Source organism: Kitasatospora sp. NPDC004615, assembly GCF_042873545.1.
Classification (GTDB): Bacteria; Actinomycetota; Actinomycetes; order Streptomycetales; family Streptomycetaceae; genus Kitasatospora.
Genome location: NZ_JBIALQ010000006.1, coordinates 497,532 through 513,300 on the forward strand (window position 1 = coordinate 497,532; position 15,769 = coordinate 513,300).

General features: G+C 72.6%; 16 protein-coding genes. 8 read left to right on the forward strand and 8 right to left on the reverse strand.

Features of this window, described 5'->3' with window-relative positions; all coding sequences use genetic code 11:
* Positions 1-149 precede the first annotated feature (149 nt).
* On the reverse strand, positions 150-1,946 hold the full coding sequence (locus ACFYS8_RS23385; protein WP_387643682.1) for an AMP-dependent synthetase/ligase: 1,797 nt from the start codon (positions 1,944-1,946) through the stop codon (positions 150-152).
* A 248-nt stretch (positions 1,947-2,194) separates the two neighbouring features.
* Here ACFYS8_RS23385 and ACFYS8_RS23390 point away from each other — a divergent pair, with 248 nt between their 5' ends.
* The 5 genes from ACFYS8_RS23390 to ACFYS8_RS23410 all read left to right on the forward strand — a co-directional run bounded on the left by ACFYS8_RS23390 (position 2,195) and on the right by ACFYS8_RS23410 (position 6,269).
* Entirely contained in the window at positions 2,195-2,629 is a 435-nt protein-coding gene (locus ACFYS8_RS23390) for an SRPBCC family protein (protein WP_387643684.1), read from the forward strand.
* 8 nt (positions 2,630-2,637) lie between these two features.
* Complete coding sequence (locus ACFYS8_RS23395) at positions 2,638-3,801, forward strand: ArsA family ATPase (protein ID WP_387643686.1); 1,164 nt, start codon at positions 2,638-2,640, stop codon at positions 3,799-3,801.
* Positions 3,802-3,827: 26 nt separating this feature from the next.
* Positions 3,828-4,106: a DUF5304 family protein gene (locus tag ACFYS8_RS23400; RefSeq protein WP_387643689.1), complete on the forward strand. Its 279-nt coding sequence runs from the start codon at positions 3,828-3,830 to the stop codon at positions 4,104-4,106.
* Positions 4,107-4,303: 197 nt separating this feature from the next.
* Entirely contained in the window at positions 4,304-5,245 is a 942-nt protein-coding gene (locus ACFYS8_RS23405; RefSeq protein ID WP_387643691.1) for an ROK family glucokinase, read from the forward strand.
* Between the two features lie 265 nt (positions 5,246-5,510).
* Positions 5,511-6,269 (forward strand): endonuclease/exonuclease/phosphatase family protein, encoded by a 759-nt coding sequence (locus tag ACFYS8_RS23410; RefSeq protein WP_387643694.1) that lies wholly within the window; start codon positions 5,511-5,513, stop codon positions 6,267-6,269.
* Positions 6,270-6,320: 51 nt separating this feature from the next.
* On the opposite strand, the gene ACFYS8_RS23415 is transcribed toward ACFYS8_RS23410, so the two are convergent.
* Positions 6,321-6,911 carry a hypothetical protein gene (locus ACFYS8_RS23415; protein ID WP_387643696.1) on the reverse strand — a complete coding sequence of 197 codons (591 nt, stop codon included), beginning with the start codon at positions 6,909-6,911 and terminating at the stop codon, positions 6,321-6,323.
* A 10-nt stretch (positions 6,912-6,921) separates the two neighbouring features.
* Positions 6,922-7,701: an alpha/beta hydrolase gene (locus ACFYS8_RS23420; protein ID WP_387643699.1), complete on the reverse strand. Its 780-nt coding sequence runs from the start codon at positions 7,699-7,701 to the stop codon at positions 6,922-6,924.
* A gap of 173 nt (positions 7,702-7,874) precedes the next feature.
* Here ACFYS8_RS23420 and ACFYS8_RS23425 point away from each other — a divergent pair, with 173 nt between their 5' ends.
* From ACFYS8_RS23425 to ACFYS8_RS23435, 3 genes are all read left to right on the forward strand, one after another.
* On the forward strand, positions 7,875-8,681 hold the full coding sequence (locus ACFYS8_RS23425; protein WP_387643865.1) for a 1-acyl-sn-glycerol-3-phosphate acyltransferase: 807 nt from the start codon (positions 7,875-7,877) through the stop codon (positions 8,679-8,681).
* 94 nt (positions 8,682-8,775) lie between these two features.
* Positions 8,776-9,882: a MacS family sensor histidine kinase gene (gene macS / locus ACFYS8_RS23430; RefSeq protein ID WP_387643868.1), complete on the forward strand. Its 1,107-nt coding sequence runs from the start codon at positions 8,776-8,778 to the stop codon at positions 9,880-9,882.
* Positions 9,875-10,543: a response regulator gene (locus tag ACFYS8_RS23435; RefSeq protein WP_387643702.1), complete on the forward strand. Its 669-nt coding sequence runs from the start codon at positions 9,875-9,877 to the stop codon at positions 10,541-10,543. Before macS ends, ACFYS8_RS23435 begins: the two co-directional genes overlap by 8 nt.
* Here the strand turns inward: ACFYS8_RS23435 and ACFYS8_RS23440 are convergent.
* The 5 genes from ACFYS8_RS23440 to ACFYS8_RS23460 all read right to left on the reverse strand — a co-directional run bounded on the left by ACFYS8_RS23440 (position 10,540) and on the right by ACFYS8_RS23460 (position 15,671).
* The gene (locus ACFYS8_RS23440) at positions 10,540-11,418 is read right to left on the reverse strand and encodes a transporter substrate-binding domain-containing protein (RefSeq protein WP_387643704.1); all 879 of its coding nucleotides are present in this window, start codon (positions 11,416-11,418) and stop codon (positions 10,540-10,542) included. The two genes, ACFYS8_RS23435 and ACFYS8_RS23440, sit on opposite strands and share 4 nt — an antisense overlap.
* Before the next feature lie 9 nt (positions 11,419-11,427).
* Complete coding sequence (locus tag ACFYS8_RS23445) at positions 11,428-12,360, reverse strand: hypothetical protein (RefSeq protein WP_387643706.1); 933 nt, start codon at positions 12,358-12,360, stop codon at positions 11,428-11,430.
* Positions 12,361-12,393: 33 nt separating this feature from the next.
* Positions 12,394-13,281 (reverse strand): trypsin-like peptidase domain-containing protein, encoded by an 888-nt coding sequence (locus ACFYS8_RS23450; RefSeq protein WP_387643709.1) that lies wholly within the window; start codon positions 13,279-13,281, stop codon positions 12,394-12,396.
* On the reverse strand, positions 13,278-13,634 hold the full coding sequence (locus tag ACFYS8_RS23455) for a CU044_2847 family protein (RefSeq protein WP_387643711.1): 357 nt from the start codon (positions 13,632-13,634) through the stop codon (positions 13,278-13,280). The genes ACFYS8_RS23450 and ACFYS8_RS23455 overlap by 4 nt, the downstream gene beginning before the upstream one ends.
* A gap of 99 nt (positions 13,635-13,733) precedes the next feature.
* Positions 13,734-15,671: an anthranilate synthase family protein gene (locus tag ACFYS8_RS23460; protein WP_387643714.1), complete on the reverse strand. Its 1,938-nt coding sequence runs from the start codon at positions 15,669-15,671 to the stop codon at positions 13,734-13,736.
* Between the last annotated feature and the right edge of the window lie 98 nt (positions 15,672-15,769).

Here is a 15,769-nt window from a genome sequence, read left to right on the forward strand (position 1 = left end):
GACCCGCGGGTGGGGGGTGGGTATGGGGGGGGGGGGGGCCCCGGGGGGGGGGGGGGGGGGGGGGGGGGGGGGCCCGGGGGGGGGGCGGCCCCCCGGGGGGGGGGGGCCCCGGCCCCCACACCCCCCGCCCCCCCCGCCCCAGGTTTCCCTTACCGGGCGTACAGCGCCTCGATGTCGGCCGCGAAGTCCTTCAGGACGACGTTGCGCTTGAGCTTGAGGGACGGGGTGAGGTGGCCGCTGGCTTCGGTGAAGGTGGTGGTGAGGAGGCGGAACTTCTTGACGGCCTCGGCGTGGGAGACGGCCAGGTTGCCGTCGTCGACGGCGGCCTGGATCGCGGCGAGGAGGTCGGGGTCCTCGCGGAGGTCGGAGACCGTCGCGTCGGCGGGCTTGTTGTTGAGGGCCTTCCAGCGGGGGAAGAACTCGTCGTCGACCGTGACGAGGCAGGCGATGAAGGGCTTGCGGTCGCCGACGACCATGACCTCGCCGACGATCGCGTGGGCGCGGATGCGGTCCTCGATCACGGCGGGGGCGACGTTCTTGCCGCCGGCGGTGACGATGATTTCCTTCTTGCGGCCGGTGATGGTGAGGTAACCGTCGTCGTCGAGGGTGCCGATGTCGCCGGTGGCGAACCAGCCGTCCCGGAGGGCCTCGGCGGTGGCGGTGGGGTTGTTCCAGTAGCCGGTGAAGATGTTCGGGCCCTTGAGCAGGACCTCGCCGTCCTCGGCGATGCGGACCGCGGAGCCGGGGAGCGGCTGGCCGACGGTGCCGATCTTGGCCCGGTCGTTGGGGTTGAAGGTGGTGGCGGCGCAGGACTCGGTGAGGCCGTAGCCCTCCAGGACGGAGAAGCCGATGCCGCGGTAGAAGTGGCCGAGCCGTTCGCCGAGCGGGGCGCCGCCGGAGATGGCGGTCTTGCAGCGGCCGCCGAGCGCGTTGCGGAGCTTGACGTAGACCAGCTTGTCGAAGATCGCGTGCTTGATCCGCAGCATCAGCGAGGGGCCGCCGGCGTCCAGGGCACGGCTGTAGGCGATGGCGGTGTCGGCGGCGCGGTCGAAGATCTTGCCCTTGCCGTCGGCCTGGGCCTTGGCGCGGGCGGTGTTGTAGACCTTCTCGAAGACCCGGGGGACGCCGAGGATCAGCGTCGGCTGGAAGGAGCCGAGTTCCTCGGTGACGTTCCGGATGTCGGAGACGTGGCCGAGCTTGACCGGGACGATGGCGGCGGCGATCTCGGCGATCCGGCCGAGCACGTGGGCCAGCGGCAGGAACAGCAGGACCGAGGACTCGCCGGTGACGAACAGCTCGGGCATCCGGGCGGTGACGTTGCCCAGTTCGGCGAGGAAGTTGCCGTGGGTGAGCTGACAGCCCTTGGGGCGGCCGGTGGTGCCCGAGGTGTAGACGATGGTGGAGATCGAGTCGGGGTTCGCGATGACGCGGCGTTCGGCGATCACCTGGTCGGCGACGTCCTGGCCGGCCCGGGTCAGTTCGGCGATGCCGTCGCGTTCGATCTGCCAGGTGTGCTTGAGCCCGGGCACGGCCTCGCGGATCTCGGTGATCACGGCGGCGTGCTTGTCGGTCTCGGTGATCACGACGAGTGCGCCGGAGTCGCCGAGGATCCACTGCACCTGCTCGGCGGAGGAGGTCTCGTAGACGGGGACGGTGATCGCGCCGGCGGTCCAGATCGCGAAGTCCAGCAGCGTCCACTCGTAGCGGGTGCGGGACATCACGGCGACCCGGTCGCCCGGGCCGACGCCGGACGCGATCAGGCCCTTGGCTACGGCGTGCACCTCGGCGAGGAACTGGACGGCAGTGAGGTCCTGCCAGTGCCCGTCCGCCTTGCGGCTGAGCACAGCGACGCCCGGGTGCCGCTCCGCGTTCTGGTGGACCAGGTCGGCGAGGTTGCCGTCGCTCGGTACCTGGTAGCGGGCCGGAAGGCTGAACTCCTCGAGCAAGACTGCTCCTCGTCTGCGACGCTGCGGGACGACTGGACGTTACTGCTGGGTAGGTGAGTTCGACCAGAGGGGTCGGCCTCGGTGTTCCGATCGTCACATCGCAGGTCGGACGTGGGATGGATCGATGCGAACCCTACGGCAGACGCAATGTGACCCGCCGGTAAGGTGCCCGGGCGGAAAGTAGCCGGGCCCGCCCGCGATAGCCTCTGGTGGGCGCACAGCAGCACAGGGAGATCGCGGAGGCCGCAATGGCGGAGCACACCAGGTCGAGCATTGTCATCGACGCCACCCCGGCCGAGGTCATGGCGGTGATCGCCGATTTCGCCGCCTACCCGGAGTGGACCGACGAACTGAAGGAGATCGAGGTCCTGCAGACCGGACCGGACGGCCGCGCCGCCGAGGTGCGGCTGCTGCTGGACGCCGGCGCGATCCGCGACGAGCACTCCCTCGCCTACACCTGGGACGGCGACCGCGAGGTCAGCTGGACCCTGGTCCGGAGCCAGATGCTGCGCTCCCTGGACGGCTCCTACCGGCTCACCCCCGCCGGCCAGGGCCGCACCGAGGTCACCTACCAGCTGGCCGTGGACGTCAAGATCCCGATGCTCGGCATGATCAAGCGCAAGGCCGAGAAGGTCATCATCGACCGGGCGCTGGCCGGCCTGAAGAAGCGCGTCGAGGGCTGACCGGGTCCGTGGCCACCCGCACCGTACTCGTCAGCGGCCCCGAATCCGCCAGGATCGCCGCCGCCACCGCCCTGCACCACGCCCGGCAGGGCAGCGAAACCCTGCTGCTGGCCGCCGACGACCCGCACCGGGCCGTCGACGACCTGCTCGGCGTCCGGCTCGGGCCCGAAGCCGTCGAGCTGGAGCGCTTCCTGAGCGCCGCCAGGGTCGACGAACAGGCCGCGTTCCGCTCCGCCCTGGACGGCTACCGCGAGCGGCTCGCCCCCGCGCTCGACCTGATCGGCGCCCAGCCGCTCGATCCCGACGAGCTCGCCCCGCTGCCCGGCACCCGCGCCCTCGCCCTGCTGCGCGCGCTGCCCCGGGCCAAGGCCGAGGTCCTGGTGGTCGCCGCCCCGCCGCCCGCCGAACTGATCGCCACCCTCGCGCTGCCCGACCAGCTGGAGCGCTACCTGACCCGGCTGCTCCCCGAACAGCGCCAGGCCGCCCGCGCGCTGCGCCCGCTGCTGGCCGGACTGGCGGGCGTCCCAATGCCCACCGACAAGCTGTTCGAGGCCCGGGCCGCCGCGTCCGCCGCGCTCGCCGAGGCCGCCGCCGTGATCACCGCGCCCGGCACCACCGTCCGCCTGGTGCTGGACGCCGCCCGCCCCGCGCCGCGCGCCCTCGCCCGGATCCGGGCCGGACTCGCCCTGCACGGCCTGCCGCTGGACGCGGTGGTCGCGCACGGCGCGCACCCCGCCGAAGCCGTCGACTCCCCGGACCCGTGGCTGGCCCGCACCGCCGCCCGGCAGCGCGAACAACTCGACACGCTGGCAGAGGCGTTGGACGTCCCACTGCTGACCGCCCGGCAGCCGGACAGCACCCTGGAAGCGCTCGCCGAGCAGCTGTACCGGGCCGGCGCCCCGCGCATCCCCGCGCCCGCCGAGCCCTGGACCGAGGACCGGCTGGCCGCCGAGAACCTGCTGATCTGGCACCTGCCGCTGCCCGGCGCGGACCGCGAGGACCTCGAACTGCTGCGCCGCGGCGACGAATTGGTCCTCGGCGCCGGAACCTACCGGCGAGTCGTGGCACTCCCGTCCGCGCTGCGCCGTTGCACCGTCAGCGGGGCCGGCCTGGTCGACGGGACGCTGTCGGTGCGGTTCACCCCCGATCCCGCACTGTGGCCGCGCGGGTAGCGGAATCCGACGGACGGGAGCGTGTGATGAGTACGGAACAGCCGGGCGGGACGGGCGAGTTCGCGCCGCTGGTGGAAGAGGTGCGGAAGTTCGCGACCGCGCTCGGCGGCAAGGCCGTGGAGATCGGCGGCAAGCTGCGTGAGTCCAACCCCGAGGTGTACGGCCACCTGGCCGCCGCCGGCGGCGAGCTGCTGGCCGCGTACCGCGCCGCGGTGGCCGGTCACGAGCGGCGCTGGTCGGCGCCCCAACACGCCGAGACCGAGCGGGTGGACCTGGACGGGCCCCAAGAGGCCTCCGACAAGTAGTTAAGCCGGAAGTTCGTCAGCGTCACTTTGCGGTTTCGAGCCATCACCGAACGGGACAGTCGATATGACTCCTGAAGGCAGTTTGCCCGATGGGTCGAGGGTTGCCTTCGGATAATGTAGGCCGAACTGTGTACGTGGGCACCCCTCAGCCGGTACCGTTCCGCCTGAGCGGGAACGAGTGAATAGCTGAGGGACACATGGCTCTGACCATCGGCGTGGACGTCGGCGGTACCAAGATCGCAGCAGGTGTGGTCGACGAGTCCGGCGAGATTCTGGCCAAGACCCGGGTGCCCACCCCGGCCGACCCCCAGTGGGCGGTCGACGCCATCGCCCAGGGCGTACGGGAGTTGAAGGAGCAGTACCCCGGCGTCGCCGCCGTCGGCGTCGGCGCGCCCGGCTTCGTCAGCCGGGACCGCTCCACCGTCCTGATGGCGCCCAACATCGCCTGGGAGAACGAGCCCCTCAAGCAGCGCGTCGAGGAACTCACCGGCCTGCCCACCGTGATCGAGAACGACGCCAACTGCGCCGCCTGGGCCGAGTTCCGGTTCGGCGCCGCGGCCGATTACGAGGACATGCTGCTGATCACCGTCGGCACCGGCATCGGCGGCGGCATCGTCCTCGACGGCCGCCTGCACCGCGGACGGTTCGGCGTCGCCGGCGAGATCGGCCACCTCAACATGGTCCCCGACGGCCTGCCCTGCGGCTGCGGCGGCCACGGCTGCTGGGAACAGTACGGCTCCGGGCGCGCGCTGCGACGCTACGGCCGCGAGAAGGCCGCCGCCGACCCGATCGCCGGCAAGCGGATGCTCGAACTCAACGAGGGCCTCGCCGAGACCATTCGCGGTATCCACATCACCCAGGCCGCGGAGGAGGGCGACCCGCTGGCCCTCGCCTGCTACGCGGAGGTCGCCGACTGGCTCGGCCGCGGCATGGCCGACCTCGCCGCGCTCTTCGACCCGGCCGTCTTCGTCCTCGGCGGCGGCGTCTCGGACTCCGGCCGTCTGCTGCTCGACCCTGTCTCGGTCGCCTTCGAGAAGTACCTGACGGGCGGGCCGGCCCGGCCGCGCGCGAACGTCGTGCTGGCGTCGATGGGGTCGGCGGCGGGGATCGCCGGGGCGGCGGACCTGGCGCGCAGCTGAGAGAGCTGGCGGGCGCGGGGAGACTGGCGCGAGCTGGCGGGTGACCGAATCAGGGGCGCGTGGGGGCACCTCCCAGCCCCCTAGGGCTGGGGGAGAACTGCGCGACAAGCGCACACCACGTCCGCGAGGTCGCGATCAAGTGCAGGTCATTGTCCCGCGTCGCGATCTTGCGGGTGGGTGCCTTCCGCTTCGCGCAGTTCCCCGCGCCCCTGGTTTCGCACCCACTCGCGCCCCCGGCTGTGCTCTCCCTGTTACTGTCGGTCAGGTGACGGACACTGATGTTGCGTTGGCGTCCTCCGGGGTGGAGCCGGACGGGGCGCGGCGGGTGCGGGTGATGAGTTACAACGTGCGGTCGTTGCGTGATGACCGGGCGGCGGTGGCTCGGGTGATCCGGGCGTGCGATCCGGACGTGGTGTGTGTGCAGGAGTCGCCGCGGTACTGGAAGAGCGAGAAGGCCGCGGCGTGGCTGGCGCACCGGACCGGCATGGTGATTCTGGCCGGCGGCGGCCGCGTCGCGGCGGGGCCGTTGTTGCTCGGCAGGTTGCGGGTGGACGTGCTGGAGCTGCGGGACACGCTGTTGCCGAAGGCGCGGGGGCTGCATGCGCGGGGGTTCGCGAGTGCGTTGCTGCGGATCGGCGGGTCGCGGCCGTTCTCGGTGACGAGTTGCCATCTGAGTCTTCAACCGGAGGAGCGGCTGCGGCAGTTCGAGCTGTTGCGGCGTCAACTTCGGCCGGGGGAGCCGGGCGTGGTGGCCGGGGATTTCAACGAGCCGCCGGAGGGCCCGGGTTGGCGGGCGTTCGCGGAGGAGTTGACGGACGCTCACGCGAAGGCGCCGTGGGGCGGGACGTTCACTTCGGTGCCGGCGCAGCCGTACCAGCGGATCGACGGGGTGTTCGCGACGCCGGACATCGATGTGCTGGGCTGCGGGGTGCCGTATCCGCTGCCGGGTGTCTCGGCGGAGGACCTGCGGGCGGCGACGGATCATCTGCCGGTGCTGGCGGCACTGCGGGTGCCCGCTCCGTGACGGAACGGTCGCGCCGGGGCTGAGCGGTCTTCGGCCCCGGCGCGGGCGGGGTCAGACGACGGCGCCGCCGTTCGGGTCGTCGGGCTCGTCGTCGTTGCGGTCCTTCATGCGGGCCACCAGGGTGGCGAAGCCGCCGAGGAAGGCGATGCCGCCGACCCAGGCGGGCCAGCCGGAGACCTCGCGCCACACCAGGGCGTCGAACATGATCAGTGCCGGTCCGCCGAGGACGGCCAGCCAGGCGAACTTGGCGGTGGTTTCGGCCGGGGGCAGCGGCGGGGGCTCCGGCGGGACGAAGTGGCCCTCGTCCTCGTCCTCGGCGACGGTGTAGTCGCGGGGGCCGCCCTCGGCGGGGCGGGGGACCGGGCGGGGGGTGAAGTCGCCGAGGCCGGTGGGGCCGGTGGGCGCGCTGGGCCGCCGGGGGCGCTCGGTGACGTTCTCCGCGTCGGGCCAGGCGTGCTCGGTGGCGTCCACGGGTTCGTCGAACCGGCCGACCAGCTCGGCGAAGATCGCGTCCTGTTCGGCCTGGCTGCCGGCGGCGGGGCGCCGCGGGGCGGGCTCGGGCGCGGCTTCTTCGGCGGGTTCGGCCGCCTTCGGGTCGTCGCGGGGCAGGTCGTCGTCGTTCGCTTTGCTGGTCTCGTTCACTATCGGCCTTTCAGCCCGAGTGGTTCCCGGCATCGACCGCCGCTGCCGGGGCCAGCCGCCGGACGAAGTCGAGGCTCGCCCCGAAGATCAGACCGGCGTCGTGGTCCAGCGTGGCCACGTGGAAGCTGCGGTCGAGCAGCAGCTCCGTCACATCGGTCGAGGATATCCGGGCGAGCACCATCGCCGAGTTGTGCGGCGAGACCACGTGGTCCTGCGGACTGTGCAACAGCAGAACGGGCTGGGTCACCCTCGGCATTCCCGCCTGGACGCTCTTCCACAGCCGGGCCAGTGACCAGGCGGCGTGCAGCGGCAACCGGTCGTAGCCGACCTCGGTCGTGCCGGGCTTCGCGATGTCCGAGGCGATGCCGGGCAGCGACGGCAGCAGGTGGCGCAGGACCGGAAGAAGCACCGTCGCGGGGTTGTCGGAGCGCACCGACGGGTTGACGAGCACCAGCCCGGAGATCCGGTCGCCGTGCTTCTCGGCGAGCTTGAGGGCGAGTGCCCCGCCCATCGACAGCGCGCAGACGAAGACCTGCTCGCACCGGTCGGCGAGCTCGAGGAGGGCGGTCTCCGCGGTGGCGTACCAGTCCTCCCAGCGGGTCGGCTGGAGGTCCTGCCAGCGGGTTCCGTGGCCGGGCAGCAGCGGGACGCTGACGGTGAGTCCGGCGTCGGCCAGATGTTCGGCCCACGGCCGCATGGACTGCGGGGAACCGGTGAAACCGTGAACGAGCAGCACGCCGACCGGCCCGCCGTCGTGGCGGTAGGGCTCGGCTCCCGGCATCAGCGGCATCGGCGGAACTCCTGGAGGTGTGGGGGGTTTTCCCCGATCGTCCCACGGGCGGGTTGCCCCGTACAGAGGTGCGCGGCGGCCCTGGAACGGGTCGCCGGTGCACGGGCGGGCGAGCACAAGCATTAGGATCGTCCGGTCCGCACAACAGGAGGCCCCGGTTGTTCTACCGACTGATGAAGATGATCGTCGCGCCGCTGCTGCGGATCTTCTTCCGGCCGTGGATGGAGGGCGAGGAGAACATTCCGGACGAAGGCCCGGCCATCCTCGCCAGCAACCACCTGTCCTTCTCGGACTCGTTCTTCCTACCCGCGCTGCTCAAGCGGCGGGTGACGTTCATCGCGAAGGCCGAGTACTTCACCACGCCCGGCATCAAGGGCCGGCTGACCGCGGCGTTCTTCAAGGGCGTCGGCCAGCTGCCGGTGGACCGCTCGGGCGCCCGCGGCGCCGGCGAGGCGGCGATCCGCAGCGGCATCGCGGTGATCGAGCGCGGCGAGGTGTTCGGCGTCTACCCGGAGGGCACCCGCTCGCCCGACGGCAAGCTGTACCGCGGCAAGGTCGGCGGCCTGGCCCGCGTCGCGCTGGCCACCGGTGCGCCGGTGATCCCGGTCGCGATGATCGACACCGAGAAGGTGCAGCCGCCCGGCCAGGTGATCCCCAACTTCGGCGTCCGCCCCGGCATCCGGATCGGCCGTCCGCTGGACTTCTCCCGCTACCAGGGCATGGAGAACGACCGGTTCATCCTGCGCTCGGTCACCGACGAGGTGATGTACGAGATCATGCGGCTGTCCGGCCAGGAGTACGTGGACATCTACGCGACCGCCGCCAAGCGGCAGCTGGCCGAGGAGAAGAAGGCCGCCGACGCGGACCGCAAGGCGCAGCAGAAGGCCGAGAAGGCCGCCTCCGCCGAGCAGGAGAAGGCCGAGCAGGAGACGGCCGCAGGTCGGGAAAAGGCAGAGCAGGAGAAGGACGCCGGGGCCTGACCGGCCGTCAGGGGGGCTTGCCGTGGGGGAGCACAGACCCGCCGTGCCGCAGCCGGGGCCGTCAGGTCCGGCCGCGGCCGTGGTGGCCGGCGGGATGTCGGTGGAACTGCCGCTGTGGCGTGCCATGGGGTACTTCCGGGTGCTGGCACTCGCGTACGCGGTGCTGCGGTTCTTCACCGCGTACCGGGAGTTCCTGCACCCGGTGTCCGGCTGGATCTACCTGGGCGCGCTGACCCTGTGGACGCTGGCCAGCACCCGGGCGTTCGCCGGGCCGAAGCGGTGCACCTGGGCGGTGCTCGGCACCGACCTGCTGTTCGCGGTGTTCGGCATCGTGCAGAGCGGCTTCATCGACACCCCCGCCCGGATCCACGCCGGCGCGCCGACGCTGCCCACCATCTGGGCGGCCGGCACCGTGCTCGGCTTCGCCGGCAAGGGCGGCTGGCGGCCCGCCGCGTTCGCCGGAGCGGTGATCGGCGCCGCCAACATCTTCGGCCACGGCGGGGTCAGCCCCGACAACCTGCACAACATCGTGCTGCTGCTGGTCGCGGGCTGCGCGATCGGCTACGTCATCGAACTCGCCCGGGCCAGCGAGGCCGTGCTCACCCGGGCACTCCAGGTGGAGGCCGCCACCCGGGAACGCGAACGGCTGTCCCGGGACATCCACGACGGGGTGCTCCAGGTGCTCGCCCTGGTGCACCGTCAGCAGGGCGACGCCGCCGAGCTGGGACGACTGGCGGGGGAACAGGAACGCGCGCTGCGGGCCCTGATGACAGGCGCCCAGCAGCCGGAACTCGAGGACGGCGAGGCGGACCTGCGCCCGCTGGTCTCCCGGCACGCGGACGAGCGGATCACCGTTGCCGCGCCCGCCACCCCGGTGCTGATGCCCGCGCCGGTGGCCGCCGAACTGGCCGCCGCGGTCGCGGCCGCGCTGGACAACGTACGGACGCACGCGGGTGAGGGCGCCCGCGCCTGGATCCTGCTGGAGGACGAGCCGCAGGCCGTCACGGTCTCGGTCCGCGACGACGGCCCCGGCTTCCCGGCCGGACGGCTGGCCCAGGCGCAGCGCGACGGCCGGCTGGGCGTGTCGCAGTCGATCCGCGGCCGGATGCTGGACCTCGGCGGCAGCGCCGAGCTGTACTCGGTGCCCGGAGAGGGCGTCGAGGTGGAACTGCGGTGGCCGAGGAGGGGTGGCGATGTCTGATCAGCCGGTGCGGGTGATGGTGGTGGACGACCACCCGATGTGGCGCGACGGGGTGGCCCGGGACCTGGCGGAGGCCGGGTTCGCGGTGGTCGCCACCGCCGGGGACGGCGAGGAGGCGGTGCGCCGGGCCAGGGCCAGCGCCCCGCAGGTGGTGGTACTCGACCTCAACCTGCCCGCGCTGCCCGGCGTCGAGGTGTGCCGCCAGGTGGTGGCCGCCGACCCGGCGGTGCGGGTGCTGGTGCTGTCCGCGAGCGGCGAGCACGCCGACGTGCTGGAGGCGGTGAAGTCCGGAGCGACCGGCTACCTGGTGAAGTCGGCCGGCCGCGAGGAACTGATCGACGCGGTGAGCCGCACCGCCGTCGGCGACCCGGTTTTCACCCCCGGCCTGGCCGGGCTGGTGCTCGGCGAGTTCCGCCGCCTGGCCACCGAGCCCGGCACCCCCGCCCAGCCGGCCGTGCCGCAGCTGACCCCCCGGGAGACGGAGGTGCTGCGGCTGGTCGCCAAGGGCCTGTCGTACCGCCAGATCGCCGACCGGCTGGTGCTCTCGCACCGCACCGTGCAGAACCACGTGCAGAACACCCTCGGCAAGCTGCAACTGCACAACCGGGTCGAGCTGGTGCGGTACGCGATCGAGCAGGGGCTGGACGAGGAGCTGGGCTAGGCCGAGCAGTCCTCACCGACGGCGTTGGTGACGGGCTGGAAGGTGTCGCGGATCTCCTCGTTGGTGAAGTCGTCGAGCCCGAGGTCCTGCTTCAGGGTGGTCGTCCAGTCGGTGTCCTGGAGGTAGTCGGCGATCGCCTTGCGGAGCAGCTCGCAGGCCTTCTGGTGGCCCTTGGGCAGCATCATCATCAGGTACTGCGGCCTGCCGATCCGGGCGTTCCGGGGGACCCGGTAGGTGTGCTCGGTACCGGAACCGGAGTTGATCGCGATGCCCTGCAGGACCACGTAGTCGGCGAGCACCGCCTCGGCGGTGCCGTCGTTGAGCCGGTCGATGCACCCGCCGAGGTCCGTGGCGCTGACGGGGGGCCGACCGCCGTTCTGCTCCAGGGTGCTGTAGGCGGTGGTCTTCTCCTGCGCGCAGACGGCGAGCGGCCGGAGGTCCTCGGCTTTGTTGATCTCCCGGGTGTCCGAGGCCTTCAGCAGGACGCCGAGCGGGGTCTGCAGGTAGGGGCCGGCCATGTCGAAGTCGTGCTTCAGATCGTCCCGTTCGGAGATGTCGGCTATCACCAGGTCGACCTTGTTGTGGTTGGTCTTGCCGTCGAGGAGGGCTTCCTTCCAGTTGGCCGTGGTCACCGGCAGCGAGGTGAAGTCGCGGTGCAGTAGACCCTGCACCACCTTCTGCGCCACGTGCGGCTCGAAGCCGTCGTAGTTGCCCTTGCCGGTGAGGACCGACATGCCTGGGCGGCCGTCCTTGAAGCCGATCTTGATCGGATCGCTGTCGAACGGATTCGGCTTGCTGTCGTCGGAGCAGCCGAATGCGGCGGCGGCCAGCAGGAGCAGACAGGCCGCCAGACGGACGGTGCGTGGTGCGTGCACGGGAACCTCCTATCGCTCGAACTCGACGCGCTGGGTGTCTATCTTTCGTACGCAGCCGGGCGAGGCATTCATGCGCAGGGTGACGCGCAGGCCGTTGTGGCCGGGTGGGACGGCGACGGACAGCGGCTTGTCCGGCGGCTGCCAGCCGGTGCTCCCGCCCGGTTCGGCGGAGAGGGCGATCTGGATCCCACGGCAGCTGCCTTGGTCGGGATGCTCGTCCGTCAACTCGATGTGTGCCACCAGACGCTTCGCCTCGGGCGGGACGTTCACCAGGGCGAAGGACGCGTTGCCCGGATCCACCGACCCCGGTTGCCAGGTCACCGCCTGGTCGGGCAGCGGCGCCGGCCCCTTGTCGAGCACCAGGGCCGCCAGCCCGCCCGCCAGGGCCAGCAGCGCGACGGCGACCGCCACCGCCCGCCAGACCGGGGGTGGCGGGGACGGCACACGCTGGACGTAGCTGCGCGAGCGGTCCACCGCGACTCGGGCCTGCTGGGCCAACTGCTCCTCGACGCGGTCGATTTCGAGCAGCAGCAGGGCGGGGCTGCCGCCGGCCAGGGACCGTTCGGCCAGGCCGAGCAGCTCCAGGCCGGAGGCGCGCTCCGGCAGCGGCGCCGGGAAGCACAGCACCTGGGCGATCACCACGAAGTCGGCCCGCTGGTCCATCGTCAGCCCCCGGGCGTCCTGCACCCGGCCGAGGAACCCGACCCAGTCGCCGCGCAGTTGGGAACCGAAGGCGTCGGTCAGCCAGTCGTACAGGTGGCTGATCGCGGCGGCGGGCTGGGGGTGGTCCTCGGCCAGGTATTTGGCGATCCGCTGGGCGGCCTGCGGGAGGCCGGCGAAGTTCACCTGGACGACGTAGTCGGTCTGTTCGGCGAGGTGCTGCTCCAACTGGGGCAGCGGTACGGCCAGTTCGAACCAGCCCGACAGGATGCGCTGCAGCATGTGCCGGGTCTCCCTGGTGCAGCGGTCCATCCCTTAGCCCTCCGGGTCGATGTGCAGCAGTCTTCTGAGTTCGTCGAGCGCCTGGTCCGGTCCGGACAAGGCGAAGGCGCAGTCCAGCAGGGCGTGCAGGGCGCTGGTCGGGTCGCGGTGCTTGAGGCAGGCGGCGGCGATGCCGCTCAGGTGCAGGAATGCATGCCCGTGGTAGGGCACCTTGATCCCCGCGCCCGGGCCGAGTTGCTCGTTCATGAACTGGATCAGTTGCAGTCGCGCCGGCGGGTCCTGCAGCAGCGCGACCTCGGCCAGCAGCCGGGCGCACGCCTGGGCGGTGACCTTCCGTTCCGGCGCGGCCGGGCGTTCGCCGAGCAGCGGCAGCAGGTCGGACAGCGGGGTGATCCAGCCGCCCAGCGTGCCGACGCTGTCCGCGGTGGCCTTCAGCATGCCGATCACCCGGCCGTCGCCGTCGATCGCCATGCTGCCGCTCAACCCGAACGGGACCGCACCCAGTTGCACCCGCAGGCCGAGCCCGGAGGGGCCCGCCACGGTCAACCGGGCGGATTCCGGGCCGACTTCGCGGGTCAGCTTGTTCTCCGCGAAGCCGTGCACCAGCACGGCGGCGCCGTTGGCGACGTCCCGCCCGGCGAGCGGCACCGCGGGTGCGCCCGCCAGGCCCGGGACGTCCAGCACCGCCAGGTCCGGCGGCGGGTGCACGGCCGCGCCCGGCGGGCGTTCGGGCGGGGCCAGCAGCACCACCCGGGCCGGATGCGCCGTGCCGGAGTGGTGGGCCGTGACCGACGGGTGTCCGGCCACCACGTGGGCGCAGCTGACCACCCGGCCCGCGCCCAGGTGGAAGCCGCTGCCGAGGAACTCCCCGTCGGGTCCGGCCAGCCAGAGCGCGGCGGCCGGCGCGCCGTGCGGCGTCACTCGGCGTCGGCGGGGCGGCCGTCGGGGCGCGACCAGCCCAGCCGTACCACCAGGCTCGCCTCGCCGGACGCCTCCGCCAGCACGCTGATCAACTGGCCTGATTTCACACCCAGGTTGAGGCCGAACTCCACCTCGAAGGAGTCCGGGTCGCCGGCCTCCCGCGCGGTGTCCCGGGCCCAGCGGCCCACCGCGCGGACCGTCCGCCGCACCTCGCCCAGGCTGTGCGTCACCGCCCTGGAGACCGCCCCCGCGTCCCCGGCCGTCGGTTCCGAGCCCGCGCGGACGGCCGCGTGCAGGACGGTGCCGTCGTCGAGGACGATCTCCACCGTGTCGTGTTCCGTTGAATGCGCCATGTCCCCCTCCATTCCCGCTCGCGAAGCAGGATATGAATATCAGTCAACTCCACTCCGTACTACGCGTTTTAAGGGTTCGTTGCGGGTGTGGCGGGTGGGTCAGCTGCGTACTGCCGGGACGGCGTTCAACAGTTCGGCGACGATCTCCACGCCGTCCCTGGTGAGCACCGACTCGGGGTGGAACTGGAGGCCCGCGAAGCCCGGTCCGCGCAGCGCGTGCACGTCCCCGCTGCGCGGGTCGCGGGCCACCTCGATGCCGTCGGCGGCCAGGCGCCGCGCCGCGTCGTCGTCGCAGCGGGCGGTGAAGGTGTTGTAGAAGCCCACGGTGCGGCGGACGCCGAACAGGTCGACGCTCTCCTGCGCGCCCTGGTACGGCACGGCCTTGCGGGCCAGCGGCAGGCCGAGCTGCGCGGACAGCAGCTGGTGGCTGAGGCAGACCGCCAGCAGCGGGGCGGTCCGGGAGCCGTCCCGGGCGGCGGCCAGGGCGTCGGCGACGACCGGGCGCAGCAGTGCCATCTTCGGGTCGTCCGGGTCGGCGGGGTCGCCGGGGCCGGGGCCGAGCACCAGCGGGCCGGGGTGGGCGGCGGCCTGTTCGCGCAGCGACGGGGCGTCGTAGCGCAGCACGGTGACGGTGTGGCCGAGCGAGCGCAGCAGGTGGGCGAGCATCGCGGTGAAGGTGTCCTCGCCGTCGACCACCAGCGCGTGGGCGCCCGGGCGGGGCTCGGCGGGCTGCTGCATCCGCAGCCAGAACGGGGCGAGGCCGGCCCGCCGGGAGCCCAGCGCGGACTGCACCCGGTGGTCCTCGGCGAGCCGGGGCCGGGCGGCGGCGGCCTTCGCCGACCGGGCCGGGCGGGCGCCGATCGCGGAGAGCACGCCGGCGGCCTTGGCATGCGTCTCGGCGACCTCCGAGTACGGGTCGGAGTGCCGGACCAGGGTGGCGCCGACCCGGACCACCAGCGAGCCGTCGGCGGGGTCGATGTCGGCGGCCCGGATGCAGATCGGCGAGTCCAGCTGCTGGCCGCCGCCGGCGGAGCGCCCGATCAGCGCCAGCGCGCCCGAGTAGTAGCCGCGCCCGCCGCGTTCGTACCGGTCGATGACCCGGGTGGCGTTCTGCACGGGGCTGCCGGTGACGGTGGCGGCGAACATGGTCTCCCGCAGCACCTCCCGGACGTCCAGCGAGGTGCGGCCGCGCAGCTCGTACTCGGTGTGCGCGAGGTGCGACATCTCCTTCAGCCGGGGCCCGAGCACCTGCCCGCCAAGGTCGCCGACCGCGCACATCATCTTCAGTTCCTCGTCGACCACCATGGTGAGCTCCTCCAACTCCTTCGGGTCGCGCAGGAATTCGAGGAGGGATTCGGCGGTGGGCCCGCTCGACGGATAGCGGTAGGTGCCGGAGATCGGGTTCATCACCACGGTGCCGCCGGACTGCCGGACGTGGACCTCGGGGGACGCGCCGACCAGCACCCGGTCGCCGGTGTGCACCAGGAACGTCCAGTAGGCGCCGCGCTCGTGCTCCAGCAGCCGCCGGAACAGGGTCAGCGCGGTGGCGGTGGAGAAGCCCGCCAGCTCGGCCCGGAAATCGCGCCGGATGACGAAGTTGGCGCCCTCGCCGCGCCCGATCTCGTCCTCGATCACCCGCCGGACGATCCCGGCGTACTCCTCGTCCGCGATGTCGAACTCCCCGCCGCGCAGCTCCACCGGCGCGTCCGGCAGCGCCGCCAGCAGCTCGGCCAGCGGCAGCGCGTGCTGCTCCTCGACGGCCAGGGCGCGCAGCGGGGTGCCGTCCTGGCGGGCGGCGAAGCCGCGTTCGCGCAGCTGGGCGTAGGGGACGAGGGCGAGCAGGTCGTGCCGGGGCCCGTCGGCGGGCACGCCGTGCCGAACCGGCAGTTCGGCCAGCGTGTCGTGCTCGGAGACGGTGCCGAGCAGCAGCTCTACGGTGTCGGGGGCGAGCCGGGGCGCGCGGCGGTGCAGCAGGGCGAAGGCGGGGGCGCCGGGCGCGGTGAGCCGGGCGAGCAGGTCGGCTGCGGTGGTGGTCACGACTGCGGTGTTCCCTTCCGGGGGTTGGCTGCGGGCTTCTGCCGCCGCCTCCGGGGAGGGCCGTGACGCTGGACACAGACGCCGACGGCCGCCCCGAA

Bases quoted from the DNA above. Each gene is read 5' to 3' on its own strand.
- ACFYS8_RS23390 (WP_387643684.1), top strand. From the start codon at position 2,195: ATGGCGGAGCACACCAGGTCGAGCATTGTCATCGACGCCACCCCGGCC.
- ACFYS8_RS23400 (WP_387643689.1), top strand. From the start codon at position 3,828: ATGAGTACGGAACAGCCGGGCGGGACGGGCGAGTTCGCGCCGCTGGTG.
- ACFYS8_RS23405 (WP_387643691.1), top strand. From the start codon at position 4,304: ATGGCTCTGACCATCGGCGTGGACGTCGGCGGTACCAAGATCGCAGCA.
- ACFYS8_RS23420 (WP_387643699.1), bottom strand. From the start codon at position 7,701: ATGCCGCTGATGCCGGGAGCCGAGCCCTACCGCCACGACGGCGGGCCG.
- ACFYS8_RS23425 (WP_387643865.1), top strand. From the start codon at position 7,875: ATGAAGATGATCGTCGCGCCGCTGCTGCGGATCTTCTTCCGGCCGTGG.
- macS (WP_387643868.1), top strand. From the start codon at position 8,776: ATGTCGGTGGAACTGCCGCTGTGGCGTGCCATGGGGTACTTCCGGGTG.
- ACFYS8_RS23435 (WP_387643702.1), top strand. From the start codon at position 9,875: ATGTCTGATCAGCCGGTGCGGGTGATGGTGGTGGACGACCACCCGATG.
- ACFYS8_RS23445 (WP_387643706.1), bottom strand. From the start codon at position 12,360: ATGCTGCAGCGCATCCTGTCGGGCTGGTTCGAACTGGCCGTACCGCTG.
- ACFYS8_RS23455 (WP_387643711.1), bottom strand. From the start codon at position 13,634: ATGGCGCATTCAACGGAACACGACACGGTGGAGATCGTCCTCGACGAC.